21 protein-coding genes, 1 rRNA gene and 2 other annotated features (1 of these 24 only partly in view) are annotated in these 18,834 nt (G+C 41.5%); all 22 genes read right to left on the bottom strand.

What is annotated here, in order from left to right:
- Positions 1 to 101, bottom strand: a sequence feature (ribosomal protein L10 leader region) (it extends 40 nt beyond the left edge of the window).
- A 46-nt stretch (positions 102 to 147) separates the two neighbouring features.
- Positions 148 to 846 carry a 50S ribosomal protein L1 gene (gene rplA, locus FXF70_RS17965; RefSeq protein ID WP_007496292.1) on the bottom strand — a complete coding sequence of 233 codons (699 nt, stop codon included), beginning with the start codon at positions 844 to 846 and terminating at the stop codon, positions 148 to 150.
- 99 nt (positions 847 to 945) lie between these two features.
- Positions 946 to 1,371 (bottom strand): 50S ribosomal protein L11, encoded by a 426-nt coding sequence (gene rplK / locus FXF70_RS17960; protein WP_003216956.1) that lies wholly within the window; start codon positions 1,369 to 1,371, stop codon positions 946 to 948.
- A 171-nt stretch (positions 1,372 to 1,542) separates the two neighbouring features.
- A complete protein-coding gene (gene nusG / locus FXF70_RS17955; RefSeq protein ID WP_003217197.1) occupies positions 1,543 to 2,076 on the bottom strand; it encodes a transcription termination/antitermination protein NusG in 534 nt (177 codons plus the stop codon).
- Positions 2,077 to 2,247: 171 nt separating this feature from the next.
- Complete coding sequence (gene secE, locus FXF70_RS17950; RefSeq protein ID WP_008345422.1) at positions 2,248 to 2,424, bottom strand: preprotein translocase subunit SecE; 177 nt, start codon at positions 2,422 to 2,424, stop codon at positions 2,248 to 2,250.
- A 34-nt stretch (positions 2,425 to 2,458) separates the two neighbouring features.
- Entirely contained in the window at positions 2,459 to 2,608 is a 150-nt protein-coding gene (gene rpmG, locus FXF70_RS17945) for a 50S ribosomal protein L33 (protein WP_008356502.1), read from the bottom strand.
- Between the two features lie 76 nt (positions 2,609 to 2,684).
- Entirely contained in the window at positions 2,685 to 3,341 is a 657-nt protein-coding gene (sigH, locus tag FXF70_RS17940) for an RNA polymerase sporulation sigma factor SigH (RefSeq protein ID WP_008345424.1), read from the bottom strand.
- Positions 3,342 to 3,404: 63 nt separating this feature from the next.
- Positions 3,405 to 3,917 carry a ribosome-dependent mRNA decay endonuclease Rae1/YacP gene (rae1, locus tag FXF70_RS17935; RefSeq protein WP_007496285.1) on the bottom strand — a complete coding sequence of 171 codons (513 nt, stop codon included), beginning with the start codon at positions 3,915 to 3,917 and terminating at the stop codon, positions 3,405 to 3,407.
- A 2-nt stretch (positions 3,918 to 3,919) separates the two neighbouring features.
- Positions 3,920 to 4,669 (bottom strand): 23S rRNA (guanosine(2251)-2'-O)-methyltransferase RlmB, encoded by a 750-nt coding sequence (rlmB, locus tag FXF70_RS17930; protein WP_017359163.1) that lies wholly within the window; start codon positions 4,667 to 4,669, stop codon positions 3,920 to 3,922.
- Positions 4,653 to 5,084, bottom strand: coding sequence for a Mini-ribonuclease 3 (locus FXF70_RS17925; RefSeq protein ID WP_008345428.1), 432 nt, complete (start codon positions 5,082 to 5,084; stop codon positions 4,653 to 4,655). Before FXF70_RS17925 ends, rlmB begins: the two co-directional genes overlap by 17 nt.
- 3 nt (positions 5,085 to 5,087) lie before the next feature.
- Positions 5,088 to 6,488, bottom strand: a complete 1,401-nt coding sequence (cysS, locus tag FXF70_RS17920; protein ID WP_025206613.1) for a cysteine--tRNA ligase — start codon at positions 6,486 to 6,488, stop codon at positions 5,088 to 5,090.
- Positions 6,485 to 7,138, bottom strand: coding sequence for a serine O-acetyltransferase (gene cysE / locus FXF70_RS17915; protein ID WP_017366453.1), 654 nt, complete (start codon positions 7,136 to 7,138; stop codon positions 6,485 to 6,487). The genes cysS and cysE overlap by 4 nt, the downstream gene beginning before the upstream one ends.
- 81 nt (positions 7,139 to 7,219) lie before the next feature.
- Positions 7,220 to 7,449 (bottom strand) — a binding site (T-box leader).
- Positions 7,450 to 8,901, bottom strand: a complete 1,452-nt coding sequence (gene gltX, locus FXF70_RS17910) for a glutamate--tRNA ligase (RefSeq protein WP_035391581.1) — start codon at positions 8,899 to 8,901, stop codon at positions 7,450 to 7,452. It abuts the feature before it with no gap.
- Between the two features lie 94 nt (positions 8,902 to 8,995).
- Positions 8,996 to 9,472, bottom strand: a complete 477-nt coding sequence (gene ispF / locus FXF70_RS17905) for a 2-C-methyl-D-erythritol 2,4-cyclodiphosphate synthase (protein ID WP_007496273.1) — start codon at positions 9,470 to 9,472, stop codon at positions 8,996 to 8,998.
- A gap of 3 nt (positions 9,473 to 9,475) precedes the next feature.
- Positions 9,476 to 10,165 (bottom strand): 2-C-methyl-D-erythritol 4-phosphate cytidylyltransferase, encoded by a 690-nt coding sequence (gene ispD, locus FXF70_RS17900; RefSeq protein ID WP_008345432.1) that lies wholly within the window; start codon positions 10,163 to 10,165, stop codon positions 9,476 to 9,478.
- A gap of 13 nt (positions 10,166 to 10,178) precedes the next feature.
- Positions 10,179 to 11,279, bottom strand: a complete 1,101-nt coding sequence (locus FXF70_RS17895; protein ID WP_003217214.1) for a PIN/TRAM domain-containing protein — start codon at positions 11,277 to 11,279, stop codon at positions 10,179 to 10,181.
- A gap of 153 nt (positions 11,280 to 11,432) precedes the next feature.
- On the bottom strand, positions 11,433 to 12,512 hold the full coding sequence (gene disA, locus FXF70_RS17890; protein ID WP_007496267.1) for a DNA integrity scanning diadenylate cyclase DisA: 1,080 nt from the start codon (positions 12,510 to 12,512) through the stop codon (positions 11,433 to 11,435).
- 2 nt (positions 12,513 to 12,514) lie between these two features.
- Complete coding sequence (radA, locus tag FXF70_RS17885) at positions 12,515 to 13,894, bottom strand: DNA repair protein RadA (protein WP_017359160.1); 1,380 nt, start codon at positions 13,892 to 13,894, stop codon at positions 12,515 to 12,517.
- Positions 13,895 to 13,987: 93 nt separating this feature from the next.
- Entirely contained in the window at positions 13,988 to 16,423 is a 2,436-nt protein-coding gene (clpC, locus tag FXF70_RS17880; RefSeq protein ID WP_007496263.1) for an ATP-dependent protease ATP-binding subunit ClpC, read from the bottom strand.
- Complete coding sequence (mcsB, locus tag FXF70_RS17875; protein ID WP_008345444.1) at positions 16,420 to 17,511, bottom strand: protein-arginine kinase McsB; 1,092 nt, start codon at positions 17,509 to 17,511, stop codon at positions 16,420 to 16,422. Before mcsB ends, clpC begins: the two co-directional genes overlap by 4 nt.
- A 4-nt stretch (positions 17,512 to 17,515) precedes the next feature.
- Entirely contained in the window at positions 17,516 to 18,073 is a 558-nt protein-coding gene (gene mcsA, locus FXF70_RS17870) for a protein-arginine kinase activator protein McsA (protein WP_007496258.1), read from the bottom strand.
- 14 nt (positions 18,074 to 18,087) lie between these two features.
- Positions 18,088 to 18,552: a CtsR family transcriptional regulator gene (locus FXF70_RS17865; RefSeq protein ID WP_003217184.1), complete on the bottom strand. Its 465-nt coding sequence runs from the start codon at positions 18,550 to 18,552 to the stop codon at positions 18,088 to 18,090.
- A 177-nt stretch (positions 18,553 to 18,729) separates the two neighbouring features.
- Positions 18,730 to 18,834, bottom strand: a 5S ribosomal RNA gene (gene rrf / locus FXF70_RS17860); the annotation flags it as partial.

Genomic DNA, 18,834 nt, shown 5'->3' with positions numbered 1-18,834 from the left:
ATATACAAGCATACGTTAACGTAAGACTGTGACATATACACCTCGGCGGGTTAATTAAGCCATAAGGCCCCTGCTGTCTACGGTATAAATGATTATTCTATTTTACAACATTTTGATATTACCAAAACGGTTGTGACAAGTCAAGAATTATTTTGCAGAGAAAGAAGATGGGTCCACTTTCACGCCAGGGCCCATAGTAGATGTAACAGAAACGTTTTTCACGTATACACCTTTAGCCGCTGCAGGTTTTGCTTTAAGGATTGTGTCATAGATTGTTGCAAAGTTCTCAACAAGCTTTTCGTCCTCGAAAGAAACCTTTCCGATTGGCGCGTGGATGTTACCAGCTTTATCAACGCGGTATTCTACTTTACCAGCTTTGATTTCATTGATTGCTTTTTCAACTTCGAAAGTTACAGTTCCTGTTTTAGGGTTTGGCATAAGACCTTTTGGTCCAAGTACACGACCGATCTTACCAACTTCACCCATCATGTCAGGTGTCGCAACGATTACATCGAATTCGAACCAGCCTTGTTGGATTTTAGTGATGTAATCAGAATCTCCAACGTAGTCTGCTCCAGCAGCTTCTGCTTCTTTTGCTTTTTCGCCTTTAGCGAACACAAGAACGCGTTGAGTTTTACCAGTTCCGTTAGGAAGTACAACTGCACCGCGGATTTGTTGATCGTTTTTACGAGGGTCTACGCCCAAACGAAAAGCAACTTCTACAGTCGCATCAAATTTCGCTGTATTTGCTTTTTTTGTAAGAGAAACAGCTTCAGCTACATCATACGCTTTAGTACGTTCGATTAGCTTAGCAGCTTCTACATACTTTTTACCTTTTTTAGCCATTATAAAAATCCTCCTTATGTGGTTTTAGCGGAATAACCTCCCACGAATAAGGGTTGCGAACTTGTCAAAACCAAACTCGCAACCCAACAAGACAAAAAATTAATCTTCGATGACAATACCCATACTGCGTGCAGTACCTTCAACCATGCGCATAGCTGATTCAACGCTAGCAGCGTTTAAGTCAGGCATTTTTGTTTCCGCGATTTCGCGTACTTTATCACGCTTAACAGTTGCCACTTTATTACGGTTAGGTTCACCAGAACCAGACTCAATACCAGCTGCTTTTTTAAGTAAAACTGCAGCAGGTGGAGTTTTAGTAATAAATGTAAATGAACGGTCTTCAAAAACCGAAATTTCAACAGGAATGATAAGACCAGCTTGGTCAGCTGTACGAGCGTTAAACTCCTTACAGAATCCCATGATATTAACACCGGCTTGACCTAGTGCAGGTCCAACTGGTGGAGCTGGGTTAGCTTTTCCAGCAGGAATTTGCAATTTAACAACTTTTACTACTTTTTTAGCCACGAGACACACCTCCTTAAAGTCCGTGATGTGGTAATAGGGGAATCCCCCTCCCACTCAACAACTTCATTCTTTATATGAATGACGAAATAACTAGCTAGCGATCTTGAGCGAACTCAAGACGTACCTTTGCTATATTACCACTTCTATACACTCATTTCAAGCTCTTTTAAATTACAATTTATCGATCTGTGTGAACTCAAGTTCCACAGGAGTTTCTCTACCAAACATATTAACGAATACTTTGACTTTGCTTTTATCATAATCAATCTCTTCGATAGAGCCTGTGAAGTTAGCAAATGGTCCATCGATGACCTTGACTGTTTCTTTTAGTTCAAAGTCGATTTCTGTCTTGCGCTCTTCAAGTCCCATTCTCTTCAGAATGGTTTCTGCTTCGCCAGGTAATAACGCTGTCGGCTTAGAGCCTGATCCAGCTGATCCAACGAATCCTGTCACACCTGGTGTATTACGAACGACATACCAAGAATCGTCAGTCATGACGATTTCTACTAGCACATATCCAGGGAATACTTTCTTTTTCACTACTTTTTTCTTACCGTTTTTAATGTCCGTTTCTTCTTCTTCTGGTACAACAACGCGGAAAATTTTATCCTGCATGCCCATTGATTCAACACGCTTTTCCAAGTTTGCTTTCACTTTGTTTTCATAGCCAGAGTACGTATGCACAACATACCAATTCTTTTCCATTTTCGTTCAGGACTATTTAGTCCTTCCCTCCCCACATTTCGTAATGTCTATTTGACGAATCTCGAGTACCGGTAAATATTTTCAAGCAATTGAAAAAACCCGTAAAACGGGTTTTTTGGCAAGTCATATTATGATCTATTATAGCACGTTCAGCAGACCATTATTCAAGTATTAATGAATTAATTCGATTAATTGTGAGATTCCTATATCAAGAAAAGAGAAAAAGATGGCAAAAAATACGACTGTTAAAATAACAGTGATCGTGTAGCGGACCATTTCGTTTTTCTTTGGCCAGCTGACCTTTTTCATTTCTTTCCCGACACTTTTTAAGAAACTGATAATACGCATGTAAAAGACCTCCACAGATTAAAGAACGCAAATCCTACTTCGTTTCTAAATGTGTTTTATGTGAATTACAAGTCTTGCAATATTTCTTAACTTCTAATCTTTCAGCTGCTGAAGCAACACTTTTCATTGTCGTATAATTGCGGCTTCCGCAGTCTTTACAGGCTAGAGTAATCTTTTTCCTCATATTTACACCTATTTTCTCGACATCATTTCCTTAGTACCTTATCACAGTGTCGAAAAAGCTGTCAATATAGGTTTGATTAGAGACTGATCTCGCGCAGCTCTAAATATTTCTCTAACTTTCTCTTTACTCTTTGGAGTGCGTTATCAATTGATTTCACATGACGGTTTAAATCTTCAGAAATCTCCTGATAGGACCTGCCATCAAGATAAAGCACAAGTACCTTTCTTTCCAGCTCGCTTAGTAATTCACCCATTTTCATTTCAATATCATCAAATTCTTCTTTGCTAATGATTAAATCTTCTGGGTTAAGCGCTTTAGCACCGGAAATGACGTCCAATAATGTTCTGTCCGATTCTTCATCGTATATCGGCTTGTCTAATGATACATAGGAATTTAACGGGATATGTTTTTGGCGAGTAGCTGTTTTAATTGCGGTGATAATTTGGCGGGTAATACATAATTCTGCAAAAGCCTTAAATGAAGTAAGCTTGTCCTCTCTGAAATCGCGGATAGACTTATAAAGTCCGATCATCCCCTCTTGGACAATGTCCTCTCGATCCGCTCCAATCAAGAAATAAGATCTTGCTTTCGCACGTACAAAATTGCGGTATTTCGTTATTAAATAATCTAGCGCATCACTATCTCCGACATGAACCCTTTCAATGACTTGTTCATCTTCCAACTGGCAAAATTGCTCTCTGATGGACTTACCCTTGCTGTTGTTTAGATTCACTTCGATCCCCCCGACCGCACCTAGATAGAAATATTATACAATAATGGTTGAAATATCGTCAAGCTATTCCAAGTTTCCCCGCCGCCATTTTTCAAACGTTTTCAATACATCTTCTGACAATTCAATTTTGGATGCTGGTTTATCAGAAGTAATCTTTTTGACACGTGTTTCAATCTTTCGTTCAATCACTTCTATCTCTCTTAAGAGCTCACGTGCTGACTTACGAAGTGCACCCTGTCCAAAAATTGCCCATTGTTCTGTATAATCAGAGGTCGCCACATGAATTTGCGTCCGAATGTTATTCAAGTCTTGTGCCAGTTTTTCAATCCGCTCATCAGCCGTTTCATTTTCTCTTGTAAAGATGACCTCTACTCGGTGGTTTGTCCGCTTCTTTTCGATTCCTTTGACCATATGGGCATCGAATACGACAATGACTCGATACCCTGTATATGCTTGATATTCTGCTAAATGTTGAATCAGCACGTCTCTGGCTTCTTCAAAGCTGTTTTCTTTTAAGTGCTGCAAACGAGGCCATGCACCTATCATGTTGTATCCATCGACTAAGAGGATGTCCATCTCTATTCTCCTAACGGATAACGTTTTCGATACACTTCATACATCAATAGACTAGCGGCAACTGATGCATTTAATGAAGTGACCTTCCCGGCCATTGGCAATTTAATCAAGAAATCACATTTTTCCTTAATCAATCGGCCAATTCCTTTTCCTTCACTGCCAATGACAAGAGCGAGAGGCATCGTGCCATCAAATTGTCTGTAGTCCTGCTTCGCAGATGCATCTGTTCCTGCGACCCAAATTCCTCTTTCTTTCATTTCATCAAGAGCTCTGGAAAGATTGGTTACTTTTGCGACCGGGATATGTTCAATGGCTCCAGTAGATGCTTTCGCAACAGTTGTCGTCAAGCCTACCGCTCGTCGTTTTGGAATGACGATTCCATGTGCACCAACAGCATCGGCCGTACGCATGATCGACCCTAAATTGTGCGGATCTTCAATTTCATCTAAGATGATGAAAAATGGTTGTTCATTCCGCTTTTCAGCAATTTGATACAGATCGTCCAATTCTGCATATTCATATGCTGCTACTTGTGCAACGATTCCCTGGTGCTGACCTGTTACCATCTGATCAAGCTTTTTCCTCGGAACATACTGAATGGTGATATTTTGCTTTTTCGCGAGTTCAATGACCTGCTGGGCTTGTCCTTTTACAGTGTTTTCTGCCATCCAGAGCTTGTATAACTCCCGATCTGACTTCAGTGTTTCAATCACTGCATTTTTCCCAATCACATAATCATGTTGCTGACTCATTTGTCTTCCTCCCTGACGTTCCGATTTCAATCGCCTGACTAATCAACTCTTCTAAGCGTTCGTCCTGCTTCTCGATAAATAAATAACCCATGAGCGCTTCAAACGCTGTACTATAACGATACGTTTGAACGTCTGTGTTTTTAGGCACTGTGCCTGATTTTGCATTTCTTCCTCTTTTCAGCACCGCTTCTTCCGCTTCTGTGAAAAAGCCCTTCTGCTGAAGCTCAAATAAAATAGCGGCCTGAGATTTAGCTGAAACGATCTTACTTGCACGTTTATGAAGCTCATTCGGTTTGGTCGCCCCCGTTTGGAGGAGGTGATGCCTCACGTATACTTCAAAAATGGCATCACCCATATAAGCAAGCGCAAGCCCGTTCAACTGTTTTCCGTCTTTCAGCTTTTCAAAATTCAACATGACCTATTCTCCTCTTTTCCAGCGCGTACCTTGAGGAGTGTCCTCCAATACAATATTCATGCTCTTTAGCTGATTACGAATTTGATCAGACAATGCGAAGTCACGATTCCTTCTAGCTTCATTCCGCTTCTCAATTAATGCTTCTACCTCTTCGTCAAGCGTGTGCTTTTCTTCTAGTGAGAAGCCGAGGACGGATGTGATTTCTTGGAACAAGCCAATAAATGCCTTGATCACTTCCTCGGAAGTATGATCAGTTTCCATATAGTAATTCGCTTGTTTCGCTAGTTCAAATAAAACAGAGATGGCATTTGCCGTATTGAAGTCATCATTCATTTCAGAAATAAATGTCGCTCGCTGCTCTTCAATCTTTGTCAGCCATTCAGTGTTATCCTCTGTTAAATTGGTACTGCTCTCAAGGCGATGATGTAGATTTGAATAGGATGTTTTGAGTCTGTTAAATGCACTCTTTGTACTTTCCAATAAGTCAATGGAGTAATTGATTGGATGACGATAGTGAACCGACAGCATAAAGAAACGAAGCACATCTGGATCTTGTTCTTTAATAATGTCATGTACGAGCACAAAGTTCCCAAGTGATTTTGACATTTTTTCATTCTCAATATTAATATACCCGTTATGCATCCAATACTTCGCAAAAGGTTTTCCTGTCAAAGCCTCAGATTGAGCAATCTCATTCTCGTGGTGAGGGAACGTTAAATCCTGTCCGCCAGCATGAATGTCAATCGTATCGCCTAAATATTTTTTGACCATCGCAGAGCACTCGATGTGCCAGCCTGGACGCCCTTCGCCCCACGGGCTATCCCAAGAAATCTCCTGATCCTTTGCGGCCTTCCATAATGCAAAGTCGAGTGCATCCCTTTTCTTTTCACCTACACGAATACGGGCACCTGTCTTTAATTCATCAATCGATTGGTGAGACAGTTTTCCGTAGCCTTCAAATGAGCGTGTGCTGTAATACACGTCACCATCTGCTTCATAGGCGTAGCCTTTTTCAATCAATGTGGCGATAAACGCAATGATATCATCCATATTTTCTGTCACTCGCGGGTGAAGGTCTGCTTTTTTGCAGCCTAATGCACTGACGTCCTCAAAGTATGCTTGGATAAATCGATCAGCAATCGTTGGGACATCTTCGCCTAATTCATTTGCTGCTTTGATGAGTTTATCATCCACATCAGTAAAGTTGGATACGAAATTCACATCATAGCCGCTATATTCTAAATACTTACGTACCGTGTCATATACAATGGCAGGTCTTGCATTCCCGATGTGAATGTAGTTATACACGGTTGGTCCGCACACATACATCTTGACCTTTCCTGGTTCAAGTGGGACAAACTCTTCCTTCTTACGTGTCAATGTATTATAAATATTGATTGTCATGATTGTTCTTCCTTTCTGCTCAATGAAGCCAGCTCACGTTTTAGCTTTTCCATTTCTCGCTCCAATTCTTTGAAACGATCAGAAACTGGATCTGGCAAATCTTGATGATTGAGATCACGATTGATTTTCTTTCCATTTTGAACGACCACTCGCCCAGGTATACCTACAACAGTAGAATGGTCTGGTACGTCTTTTAACACAACAGACCCCGCACCAATCTTGGACCCTTTTCCTACGGTAATAGAACCGAGCACCTTAGCACCAGTCGCAATCAGCGCATCGTCCAAAATAGTTGGATGCCGCTTTCCCTTTTCTTTCCCTGTTCCCCCTAATGTCACGCCTTGGAAAACAGTGACGTTATCGCCAATTTCACATGTTTCCCCAATCACGACGCCCATGCCGTGATCAATAAAGAACCGCCGGCCGATGGTTGCTGCTGGGTGAATCTCAACCCCTGTGAAAAACCGGCTGACCTGAGAAATGATCCGCGCAAGAAAATACAGCTTACGCTTGTAAAATGCATGCGCAACACGATGAGCCCAAATCGCATGAAGCCCTGAATAGGTTAGCACTACTTCAAGATAGCTTCTAGCAGCAGGATCTTGATCAAACACAGTATCAATATCTTCTTTCAGCATTTTGAAAAACACATGCTCCCCCCGTTCTTCCCCATCAATCTCTCTTAGGACTTGCTCTCTTTTTTGGACAAATAAAAAACGCCTCTGCCATATGACAGAGACGTTTTGAAAACGCGGTTCCACTCTGTTTAGAAAGCCCTCATTTCGCAGCCTTCTCAACTTCATCCCATAACGGAGGGTACCGCCCTTGCATACTAACATACGTGTTCCTCAAGGGTCTTGAGGGTGCATTTCCAACGTCTGCCCATAAGTCTCTTTCAGCCGGTGAAGACTCTTTCTGTGATAGGCGAAAACATTGTACTTCTCCCTCGCAACGATTTTCCTTATATTTGTTTAATGCGGTTTAATACCGTCTCTTTACCTAGTAGTTCAATACTTTGCGGAAGCTCTGGGCCATGCGTTTGTCCTGTGACAGCCACACGAATTGGCATGAATAGTTTCTTGCCTTTATGCCCTGTTTCTTTTTGTACCGCTTTAATGGCAGCTTTGATTTCATCAGGTGTGAAAGACTCTAGACGTTCAAGCTGACCTGCAAACGAAGCCATCACTTCTGGTACTTGCTCTTCTGCAAGAACTTCCTTTGCCTCTTGATTATACTCAATTTGTTCCTTAAAGAACAACTCTGTTAACTCAACAATTTCTGCTCCGTAGCTCAATTGCTCGTGGTATAGAGAAATGAGTTTGCGCACCCACGTGTTTTCTTCTTCTGACAGCTGCTCGCTTACCTTGCCTGCCTTTTGAAGATGTGGAAGTGTAAGAGCCACAACTTGATCAAGATCAAGTGCTTTTACGTATTGGTTATTCACCCATTTTAGTTTATGCATATCGAAGAGAGCTGGTGACTTAGAAAGTCGATTGACATCGAAAATATCGATGAACTGCTCTTTTGTAAATAGTTCCTCTTCACCAACTGGAGACCACCCAAGTAGTGCAATGAAGTTAAACAAAGCTTCTGGTAAATAGCCCAAGTTCTTATACTGTTCGATGAACTGGATAATTGATTCATCACGCTTGCTTAATTTCTTGCGGTTCTCGTTTACAATCAGCGTCATATGTCCGAACAGCGGAACATCCCAGCCAAATGCATTGAAGACCATAATTTGTTTAGGTGTATTCGAGATGTGATCCTCACCACGAAGAATGTGAGTCATTTTCATCAAATGATCATCCACTGCTACAGCGAAGTTATACGTTGGCGTACCATCTTTCTTCACAATGACAAAGTCACCGATGCCGTCTGTTTCAAATGAAATCTCGCCTTTGACCATATCATCAAATTTGATGATCTCTCCTTTAGGCACTCGGAAGCGGATGCTTGGCTCTCTTCCTTCAGCAATCAGCTTGTCCTCTTCTTCTTTTGATAAATGACTGCATTTACCAGAGTATCGAGGCATTTCACTGCGGGCAATTTGTGCTTCACGCTCTTCTTCTAGTTCTTCAGCCGTACAATAGCACTTATACGCCAAGTCTTTCTCTAGCAGCTCGTCATAATATTTTTTGTAAATATCATTACGCTCTGATTGTCTGTAAGGACCGTAGCCCCCATCTTTATCAATGCTCTCGTCCCAATCAATCCCGAGCCACTGCAAATGGCGAAGCTGGCTTTCTTCTCCGCCTTCTACATTACGCTTTTGATCCGTATCCTCGATTCGAATAATAAATTTGCCGCCTTGGCTGCGTGCGAACAAATAGTTGAAAAGAGCCGTTCTAGCATTCCCAATATGTAAATGACCAGTTGGACTCGGTGCATAACGAACACGCACTTCATTTCCCATGAGTTTAACTTCCTTTCATCTGCATCATGTTGTCTGACACCAATTTTTTATAAACGTATTTTATCATCAAAACCCATTCTCATCAAAACGGATTTTACTTTTTCTGAAGAAGTACGGTTGCTTGAGAGGCAATTCCTTCGCCTCTTCCTGTAAATCCAAGTTTCTCTGTCGTTGTTGCTTTGACATTCACCTGTGTGACATCTGCCTCAAGGGCTTCTGCGATTTTCTCACACATTGGCTGAATGTATGGTGCCATCTTTGGTTTTTGCGCCATGATCGTGCAATCGATATTCACCAGTGTATAGCCTTTTTCTTTTACAAGCGCCCACACGTGCTGAAGTAATTTAAAAGAGTCTGCATCTTTAAACTCCGGATCCGTGTCTGGGAAATGTCTGCCGATATCTCCTTCTGCAATCGCACCTAGGCAGGCATCCGCCACAGTATGAAGCAGTACATCCGCATCTGAATGCCCAAGTAGACCCTTTTCATAAGGGATCGTCACACCGCCAATAATAAGAGGTCTTCCCTCTGTTAATTGATGTACATCAAAACCTTGTCCTATTCTAAACATGTTCTAGTACCCTCTTTCCGCATCCATAATTGCCTTGGCAACCAATAAATCATCCGGTGTTGTCAGTTTAATATTGGTATAGTCTCCTTGGACAATATACACACTCTCACCGTGTAATTGTTCCACAAGACTGGCGTCATCTGTTCCAAGAAAGCCTGTCCGCTCCGCATGTTCATGCGCTTCTTTTAAAATAGAATGACGAAAAGCTTGTGGGGTCTGGACTGCCCACAAGCTCTGACGTTCAATGGTTTGTTCCACTTTGCCTTCTTGAACGCGTTTGATTGTGTCTTTCACTGGTACCGCTACGACTGCGGAGCCTTTTTCAATCGCTGCTTTAACGAGCAAGTCAATCTGTGTATGCTTAATAAAAGGCCTTGCGCCATCATGAACAAGCACGATGTCCGCATCTTGCACAGCCTTCAATCCTTCGTATACACTTTGCTGCCGTTCTTCACCGCCAGTGACAAGTGAAACAGGCGTTTGAAAAGCGTGTACCTTCAGTAGCCTTTCAAAGTCACGACGCTCTTCTTCATTGATCGCTAAGATCATGCGTCTGCATTGTGAATGAGCGTCAAACACCTTCAGTGTGTGGATGATGACCGGCATTCTTTTCAATTCAATAAAAAGTTTATTGCGGCCGGCCTTCATTCGCTTCCCCTGCCCCGCAGCCGGAATAACTACTTCATAATACATGTTCGTTCTCCCTTTAGAGCGCCTTCTCCAGAAGTTTTGGCTTCGCAAAAATCATTCTTCCAGCAGCAGTTTGCAGCACACTCGTGACGAGCACATCAATGTCTTTTCCAATATAATTGCGTCCTTCTTCGACCACAATCATCGTACCGTCATCTAAGTAAGCAACACCTTGGTTATGCTCTTTCCCATCTTTGATGACCTGTACCTTCATTTCTTCCCCAGGCAGTACAACCGGTTTGACTGCATTGGCTAGATCATTGATGTTTAACACTGCTACTTTTTGAAGTTCGCATACTTTATTTAAATTAAAATCATTTGTCACAACAACACCTGAAGTTAACTTAGCGAGTTTCACAAGCTTGCTGTCAACCTCTTGAATATCTTCAAAGTCACCTTCGTAAATTTCAACTTTAATATCCAGTTCTTTTTGGATACGATTTAAAATATCAAGACCTCTTCGGCCTCTATTTCTCTTTAATACATCAGAAGAGTCGGCAATATGCTGTAATTCCTCAAGTACAAATTGAGGAATGACCATCACACCTTCTAGGAATCCAGTTTGACAAATATCTGCGATTCTTCCATCAATGATAACACTTGTGTCTAAAATTTTCAGCTTTTTATCTTCTATTTCAGGTTCATCATCAGCTGCTCCTTTTTTCTTTGTGACCTTTGCAGATCGAGAGAACAGCCCCATCATTTCATCCTTCTTCTTAAACCCTACCTGAAATCCAAGGTATCCTAAAAAGAAAGCCAGGAAAATCGGAATAATGGTACCAAAAATATGATATGGGATATTGTTTAGCGGGATCACGTTTACAATAAGATATGCTAGAATAAGTCCAAATACTAAACCGAAACTTCCAGATATAAGATCAGGAAGAGGCGCCTTCAATAGAGAATCCTCGATCCATTTCACCCAATTAACCACATAGCCTGTGCACCATTTACCAATGATAAAGAACACAGCGGCTCCTATTAGTGCTGAAGAGTAAGCATTTGTTATGAAAGGTATGTCCTTCACATTTAACAGCAGAAATAACTCTGGAATGATAAAAATCCCTACAACTGCACCGAAAATGATAAAAAACGCCTGAACGATTCTTTTTAACATACCTTCACCTCCTTTATTTTTCATCTGTCAATCCACCTTCATCTGACATTGATATATGCTTAAGTTTCCTATCATCATGAACAGAAAACAAAACCATCATTAATATACCCATATTCATCCATTTTTAACCGTATTTAAGAAAAATTTCTCTTTTTATAGCTGACGGTCGATATAATGTTTTTCTTGCAGTCTTTTTAATCCTTTTTTTATCTTTTTCGCTCTTACTTCTCCAATTCCTTCTACTTCATCCAAATCTTGTACATCTGCTTCCATAATTCGATCTAGCACACCAAATGCTTCGACCACGTTTTCAACGATCGGCATAGGCAATCTAGGGATTTTATGAAGTAATCTGTATCCTCTTGTGTACACATATTCGTCAATATTTGTAGATGCTGGATAGCCGAGTAACTTGTACAAAATAGAGTCATCTAAAAGTTCAAAGCTCGACATATCTTGGAGCTGTTTCAGCAGCACATATGGATCTTTGATCTTTTCTTTCACGTAATCTTTAATAAATAAAGCCGCTTCCTGCTCCATATCTGTAATCAGCTCATTGACTTGCAGACGGATCAAGTGTCCTTCTGTCCCAAGCTCTTTGATATACATATTGATTTCATTTTTGATTCTAAGTACCATTTCATAACGATGCAGCACGGATAATACATCACCAAAGGTCACAAGCTCTTCAAATTCTAAGGCGCTTAACGCAGAAATGGCATGATCTAAAATGGTTTTATATTTCTCAAGTGTTTGTATCGCTTGGTTGGCCTTCGTCAAAATAAAACCAATATCTTTCAGCGTATATCGTCGATTCCCTTGGTATAAGGTAATGACGTTCCGACGTTCAGAAATGGCAATGATTAAGCAGCCTGTCTGCTTTGCTACACGTTCAGCCGTTCGGTGTCTCATGCCTGTTTCTGATGAATGAATGGTTGCATCCGGCATGAGCTGTGTATTCGCATACAAGATTTTTTGACCAGAGTCACTTAAAATAATCGCCCCATCCATCTTCGCCAATTCATATAAATGTGCTGGGGAGAATGCAGAATTAATATGAAATCCTCCATCTACCACACTTTTCACTTTATCGTTATAACCAACAACAATGAGCCCTCCAGTATTGGCTCTTAGGACGTTTTCAATCCCTGCCCGCAGGGGTGTCCCCGGTGCCACAAACTGGACAATATCTAAGAGATCGACTTCTCTCGCTCCTTTTTTCTCTTTTTCCATTTCTATGATCCCCCTAGTGAAATACGAAGTGCCTCTGCTACATTTTCTACACCGACTAACTCAATCCCTCTCGGTTTTTTCCATCCATCTATATTCGCCTGAGGAATAAACATTCGCTTAAATCCTAGTTTAGCAGCTTCCTGCACACGCTGTTCAATTCTTGATACTCTTCTGACTTCTCCCGTCAGACCCACTTCTCCTATAAAGCAATCTGCTTGATGCGGCGCTGCATCTTTAAAGCTTGATGCAATACTAACGGCAATAGCCAAGTCAATCGCTGGTTCATCAAGTTTCACACCACCTGCGACCTTTAAATAGGCATCTTGGTTTTGCAGCAGCAGCCCTACCCGTTTTTCTAAAACGGCCATAAGCAATGACACTCGGTTATGATCAAGGCCAGTAGCCATTCTCCGTGGATTCCCAAAGCTCGTCGGTGAAATAAGTGCTTGTATCTCCACTAGAACAGGTCTTGTTCCTTCCATTGAGGCAACAACACACGATCCAGATACACCTGCTGACCGCTCTTCTAAGAAGATTTCTGATGGGTTTAATACCTCTGTGAGCCCTTCCTCTCTCATTTCAAAAATTCCTAATTCATTCGTTGAACCAAAACGGTTTTTCACTGCCCGTAAAATACGAAACGTATGATGACGCTCCCCTTCAAAATAAAGAACTGTATCTACCATATGCTCTAAAAGGCGCGGCCCAGCAATCGAGCCCTCCTTCGTCACGTGACCAACGATAAAAATAGGAATACCATTCGTCTTGGCAATTTTCATCAGCTGAGCAGTACATTCCCTCACCTGAGAAACAGACCCAGGAGCTGACGTGATATCGCTTTGATAAACGGTTTGAATTGAATCGACCACAACAAAAGCGGGTTTCATCTCTTGTATAGCAGACGTTATATACTCCATATCGGTTTCAGCCAAAACATGTAAAGAGGCACTTTCAATACCGAGACGGTCCGCCCTAAGCTTCGTTTGTTTGATTGATTCCTCACCAGATATGTATAACACATTCTGATTTTGATCTGATAGCTGTGCTGAAACTTGTAATAATAGTGTGGACTTCCCAATCCCAGGATCACCGCCAATAAGAACGAGTGAACCTTTGACAATTCCACTTCCTAATACTCGGTTAAATTCTTCTAAATTCGTTTTAATTCGGGGTTCTTCGGATGTTTCAATTGCAGATATAGGTGAAGGTTTTTGAATGGTTTGAACAGAATGATTAAACGCACTTCGACGATTTGCCGGCTCTTTACGAACGACCTCTTCTGTCATACTGTTCCAAGTGCCGCAGCCGGGACATTTCCCCATCCATTTGGCTGACTCATAACCGCACGATTGGCATATAAATTTTGATTTTGACTTAGCCATAGATTGAAGAATACAACTCCTTATACTGGTCAGAAAATAAGTAAAGGGAGGCATCCAACTTACTGGTATGCCTCACACTTTTTTCTTACTATATTAGTTCGTAGCAGCCGTTGCTTTTACGACAATTTCTCCATCTTCTACATCTAATACGATATGTTGGCCTTTTTCAATATTGCCTTTCAGCAATTCCTCAGAAAGTCGATCCTCGACGTGCTTTTGAATCGCTCTTCTTAACGGACGAGCACCATACTCAAGATCTACACCTTCGTCGGCAATCTTGGCTTTTGCTGCTTCCGTCAATTCAATTGAAAGGTCCTGCTCTTTTAGTCGTTTTGTCAATTGATCAGACATGAGAGACACAATCTCTTTTAGATGTTTCTTTTCGAGTGAGTGGAAGACAATGATTTCATCAATACGGTTGATGAACTCCGGTCTAAACGCACGTTTCAGCTCACCCATTACTTTGCCTTTCATATCTTTGTAATTTTGACTTTCATCCTGCACGTTAAAGCCAACATATTTATTGCGCTTCAGCTCACTAGCTCCAACGTTTGAAGTCATAATCAAAATCGTATTTCTAAAGTCAACAGTACGACCTTTAGAATCAGTGAGACGACCATCTTCTAACACTTGAAGTAAGATGTTAAACACATCAGGGTGCGCCTTTTCAATCTCATCTAGAAGCACGACAGAATACGGCTTTCTTCTCACTTTTTCAGTCAGCTGACCGCCCTCATCATAGCCCACATAGCCTGGAGGTGATCCAACAAGTCTTGAAGTCGAGTGTTTTTCCATGTACTCAGACATATCAATACGAATCATCGCTTCTTCATCACCGAAGATAGACTCAGCGAGTGCTCTTGCAAGCTCAGTCTTACCAACACCTGTTGGCCCTAAGAAAATAAAGGAGCCTATCGGACGTTTCGGATCTTTTAGTCCAGCACGGGCACGTCTTACAGCTTTTGCAACAGCAACAACTGCTTCATCCTGTCCAATGACGCGAGAGTGGAGCAATTGTTCCATGTTTAGAAGCTTATCTGTTTCTGTTTGAGCAATTTTTGAAACAGGTACTCCCGTCCAGCTAGAAACAACCATTGCGATATCATCAACAGATACCTCTGAATTCTCTTGTCCCTGCTTTTCTTTCCAAGATTTCTTCGTCACTTCTACCTTTTCACGCAATCGCTGCTCAGTATCACGAAGAGAAGCGGCTTTTTCAAATTCTTGACTTTGAACAGCTGCATCCTTTTCCTTGCGTACTTCATCCAGCTTTTGCTCAAGTTCCTTTAGATTAGGCGGTGTTGTGAAAGAACGTAAGCGAACTTTTGAACCCGCCTCATCAATTAAGTCAATCGCCTTATCTGGAAGGAAACGATCAGAGATATAACGATCAGAAAGTTTTACCGCCGCCTCAATGGCTTCATCTGTAATAGACACACGGTGATGTGCTTCATAACGGTCTCTAAGCCCTCTTAAAATTTGAATACTTTCATCAACAGATGGCTGGTCCACTTGAATTGGCTGGAATCGACGTTCAAGTGCAGCATCTTTTTCAATATATTTACGGTACTCATCTAACGTTGTTGCCCCGATACATTGAAGCTCACCACGTGCTAAAGATGGTTTTAGAATATTAGAGGCATCAATCGCACCCTCTGCTCCTCCTGCACCAATCAGTGTATGAAGCTCATCAATGAAGAGAATGATATTTCCAGCCTGACGGATTTCGTCCATGACTTTTTTCAAACGATCCTCGAATTCACCACGATATTTCGTTCCCGCTACAACGGTTCCCATATCAAGTGTCATGACTCGTTTATCACGCAAAATTTCAGGCACTTCGTTGTGAATAATTTGCTGTGCGAGGCCTTCTGCGATCGCTGTTTTACCAACACCAGGCTCTCCAATCAAGACAGGGTTATTCTTTGTTCTTCTACTTAGGACCTCAATGACACGCTGAATTTCTTTGCTACGGCCAATCACAGGGTCCAAACTGTCTTCTTTCGCAATAGCCGTTAAGTCTCTTGCCAAGCTATCCAAAGTTGGTGTATTGGCATTGCTATTAGATCCTGCCGCAGATGCACCCGTTTCATTGCTGCCTAGAAGCTGCAATACTTGCTGGCGTGCTTTATTTAAGCTCACTCCGAGGTTATTTAAGACACGGGCAGCTACACCCTCTCCCTCACGAATAAGACCTAAAAGAATATGTTCTGTCCCTACATAGGAATGACCAAGCTTTCTCGCTTCATCCATAGAAAGCTCCGTAACCTTCTTCGCTCTAGGTGTGTAATGAGGAATAGCTTGAGACACCTCTTGCCCTCTTCCAATCAAGCTCTCGACTTCTTTTTGGATTTTATCTGAAACAAGGCCCAGTGCTTCTAATGCTTTTGCGGCGATGCCCTCACCTTCACGTACAAGACCAAGTAAAATATGCTCTGTTCCGATGTTCTTATGGCCTAGGCGAATGGCTTCTTCTTGTGCAAGTGCTAATACCTTTTGAGCTCTTTCAGTGAATCTTCCAAACATCATATCGTTTCATCCTCCTGTCCATTCCTATGCATTTCTAAGCGCAGCCTTTCTCTGATAATTGCTGCTCGTTTTATATCTCTTTCATTTGGTTCCAAGGCTCCTCCTGAATATTGCTGAAGGAAGCCAGGCTGTGTCAAAATCATGAGTTCATTCAGTATATTACTTGAAAGCCCCTTAATGATACCTAAATCAATTCCAAGTCGCACATCTGACAAACACTTAGCCGTTTCCTTAGATTCAATCATGCGACAATTAGCCAAAATCCCCAAGGAACGGTACACTCTGTCTTCAAGTTCAATTTTAGACGTCTGATATAATGCCTTACGTGCAGATCGCTCTTGTTCAATGAGCTGTGCCGTCACACTATTCAAGTCATCTACAATATCTTCTTCTGATTGACCCAGTGTCATTTGATTTGAAATTTGAAAGATGTTTCCTATTGCTTCGCTACCCTCACCATAAATTCCTCTGACCACAAGACCTAATTGATTAATTGCAGGAATAATGCGATTCATTTGTCTTGTCAGGGCTAATGCTGGTAAGTGCATCATGACTGAAGCCCTAATACCTGTACCTACATTGGTCGGACAGCTCGTTAAGTATCCTCGCTTTTCAGAAAACGCATAATCCACTTGCTCTTCAATCCAGTCATCTATTTGGTTAGCTGCTTTTAGTGCATTAGCCAGCTGAAATCCTGGGAACAAGCATTGAATACGAATATGGTCTTCCTCATTCAGCATGACACTGATTTCTTCATTTTCTGAAAGCAAACAGCCACCAAATCTTGATTCTGCTAAATTGGGGCTAATCAAATGCTTTTCAACAAGTACCCTTTTAGCCAAAGGCTGCGTGTCATTCATTCGAATCAGAACAAAGTTTCCAATGTCCTTCACTTCCTGGCTCGCAAACTTTTGCTCGAATTGCTGAAGAACAGCTTCAGCCTCCTCTTGAGAAAACTGAGTTGGGAAACGAACATGCTCTAGATTGCGTGCCAGCCGAATACGACTGCTTAGAACAATGTCACTTTCTGGTCCTTTCTGTTTCATCCATTGACTTAATGCGTCTTGAATAAAATGCTGGAGCGACATGTCGTTAATCTCCCTCCCTCTGCTGAGATTGCTCATGCTCTAATGCACGAATTTGATCTCGAACTTCCGCTGCTTTTTCAAACTCTTCCTGTTCAATCAGCTGCTTCAGTTCTTGCTGCATTAACTCAAGTTTCCGGCGAACATGCAGACTGCCGGCAATCCGTTTAGGGACTTTTCCGTTATGGACTGTATTTCCACTATGGACTTTCCTTAAAACAGGATTTAAATACTGATCAAAGGTTCGATAACATTCTGCACAGCCAAAACGGCCTGTTTTCCTGAATTGCTGAAAAGTTAAGCCACACTTAGGACATTGATCCACTTCTCTTGCCTCTTGAAAAATAGATGATCCTTTATTCGCACTTGTGGTAAAGCTAGGATCAATATTCAATAAGCCTGATAATAAGTTGTGAATCGAGAAACCTTGGTTTCCACTCATAGCATATGAATCACTGTTTTCTTTTGCACATTGTTCACATATGTGCATTTCTTGTTTTTCTCCATTTATTACTTTCGTAAAGTGAAAAGTGGCTGGTCTCTCATTGCATTCTTGACAAATCAATCTTTTCACCCGCTTTACTTTAATTTCAAAGCATTTAACATCGCTTTCATCATCCGAGCCCGCAGTTCATCTCGTTCAGGTAAATCAATGTGTAAAACAGAACGGTCCATGACACTAATCATCATCTTTGCTTCTCTTTCGGATAAAATGTTGTTCTCAACAAGACGCATGATGATATGATCAGATGCAGCCTGTGATAAACGATGATATATTTGGGAAATAATGTTGTTCAATAAATCGACTTCATCATTCATTTTGACTTTAATGATACGGATATAGCCACCGCCGCCACGCTTACTTTCGACGATATAACCTCTTTCGCTCGTAAAGCGTGTATTGATAACATAGTTAATTTGTGAAGGTACGCATTGAAACTTATCTGCAATTTCATTGCGTTTAATTTCTAATATTTCTCGACCATTCTGATCCAAGACTTCCTTCAAATACTGCTCGATGATATCAGAAATATTTTGTGCCACTCCGCCTCCTCCTCCATTGACTTTGACTATATTTGACTTTAATCTTACTATAAATTTTTTCGATCGATTTTTCAAGATAATCGCTCAACTAACAATATTATTTCCACATTTATCTGGTGCCAAACGTCCCAAAAACACAAAAAAGACCAGTTCCGATTGGAACTGATCCTTTGACAAGCTTGGCGGCGTCCTACTCTCACAGGGAGAAACCCCCAACTACCATCGGCGCTGAAGAGCTTAACTTCCGTGTTCGGTATGGGAACGGGTGTGACCTCTTCGCTA

The sequence above is a fragment of the Bacillus sp. Y3 genome, assembly GCF_008123875.1.
Lineage (GTDB): Bacteria > Bacillota > Bacilli > Bacillales > Bacillaceae > Bacillus > Bacillus altitudinis.
Note: the sequence above shows the minus strand (reverse complement) of the source record. Positions and strands in the feature narration are given on the sequence as shown.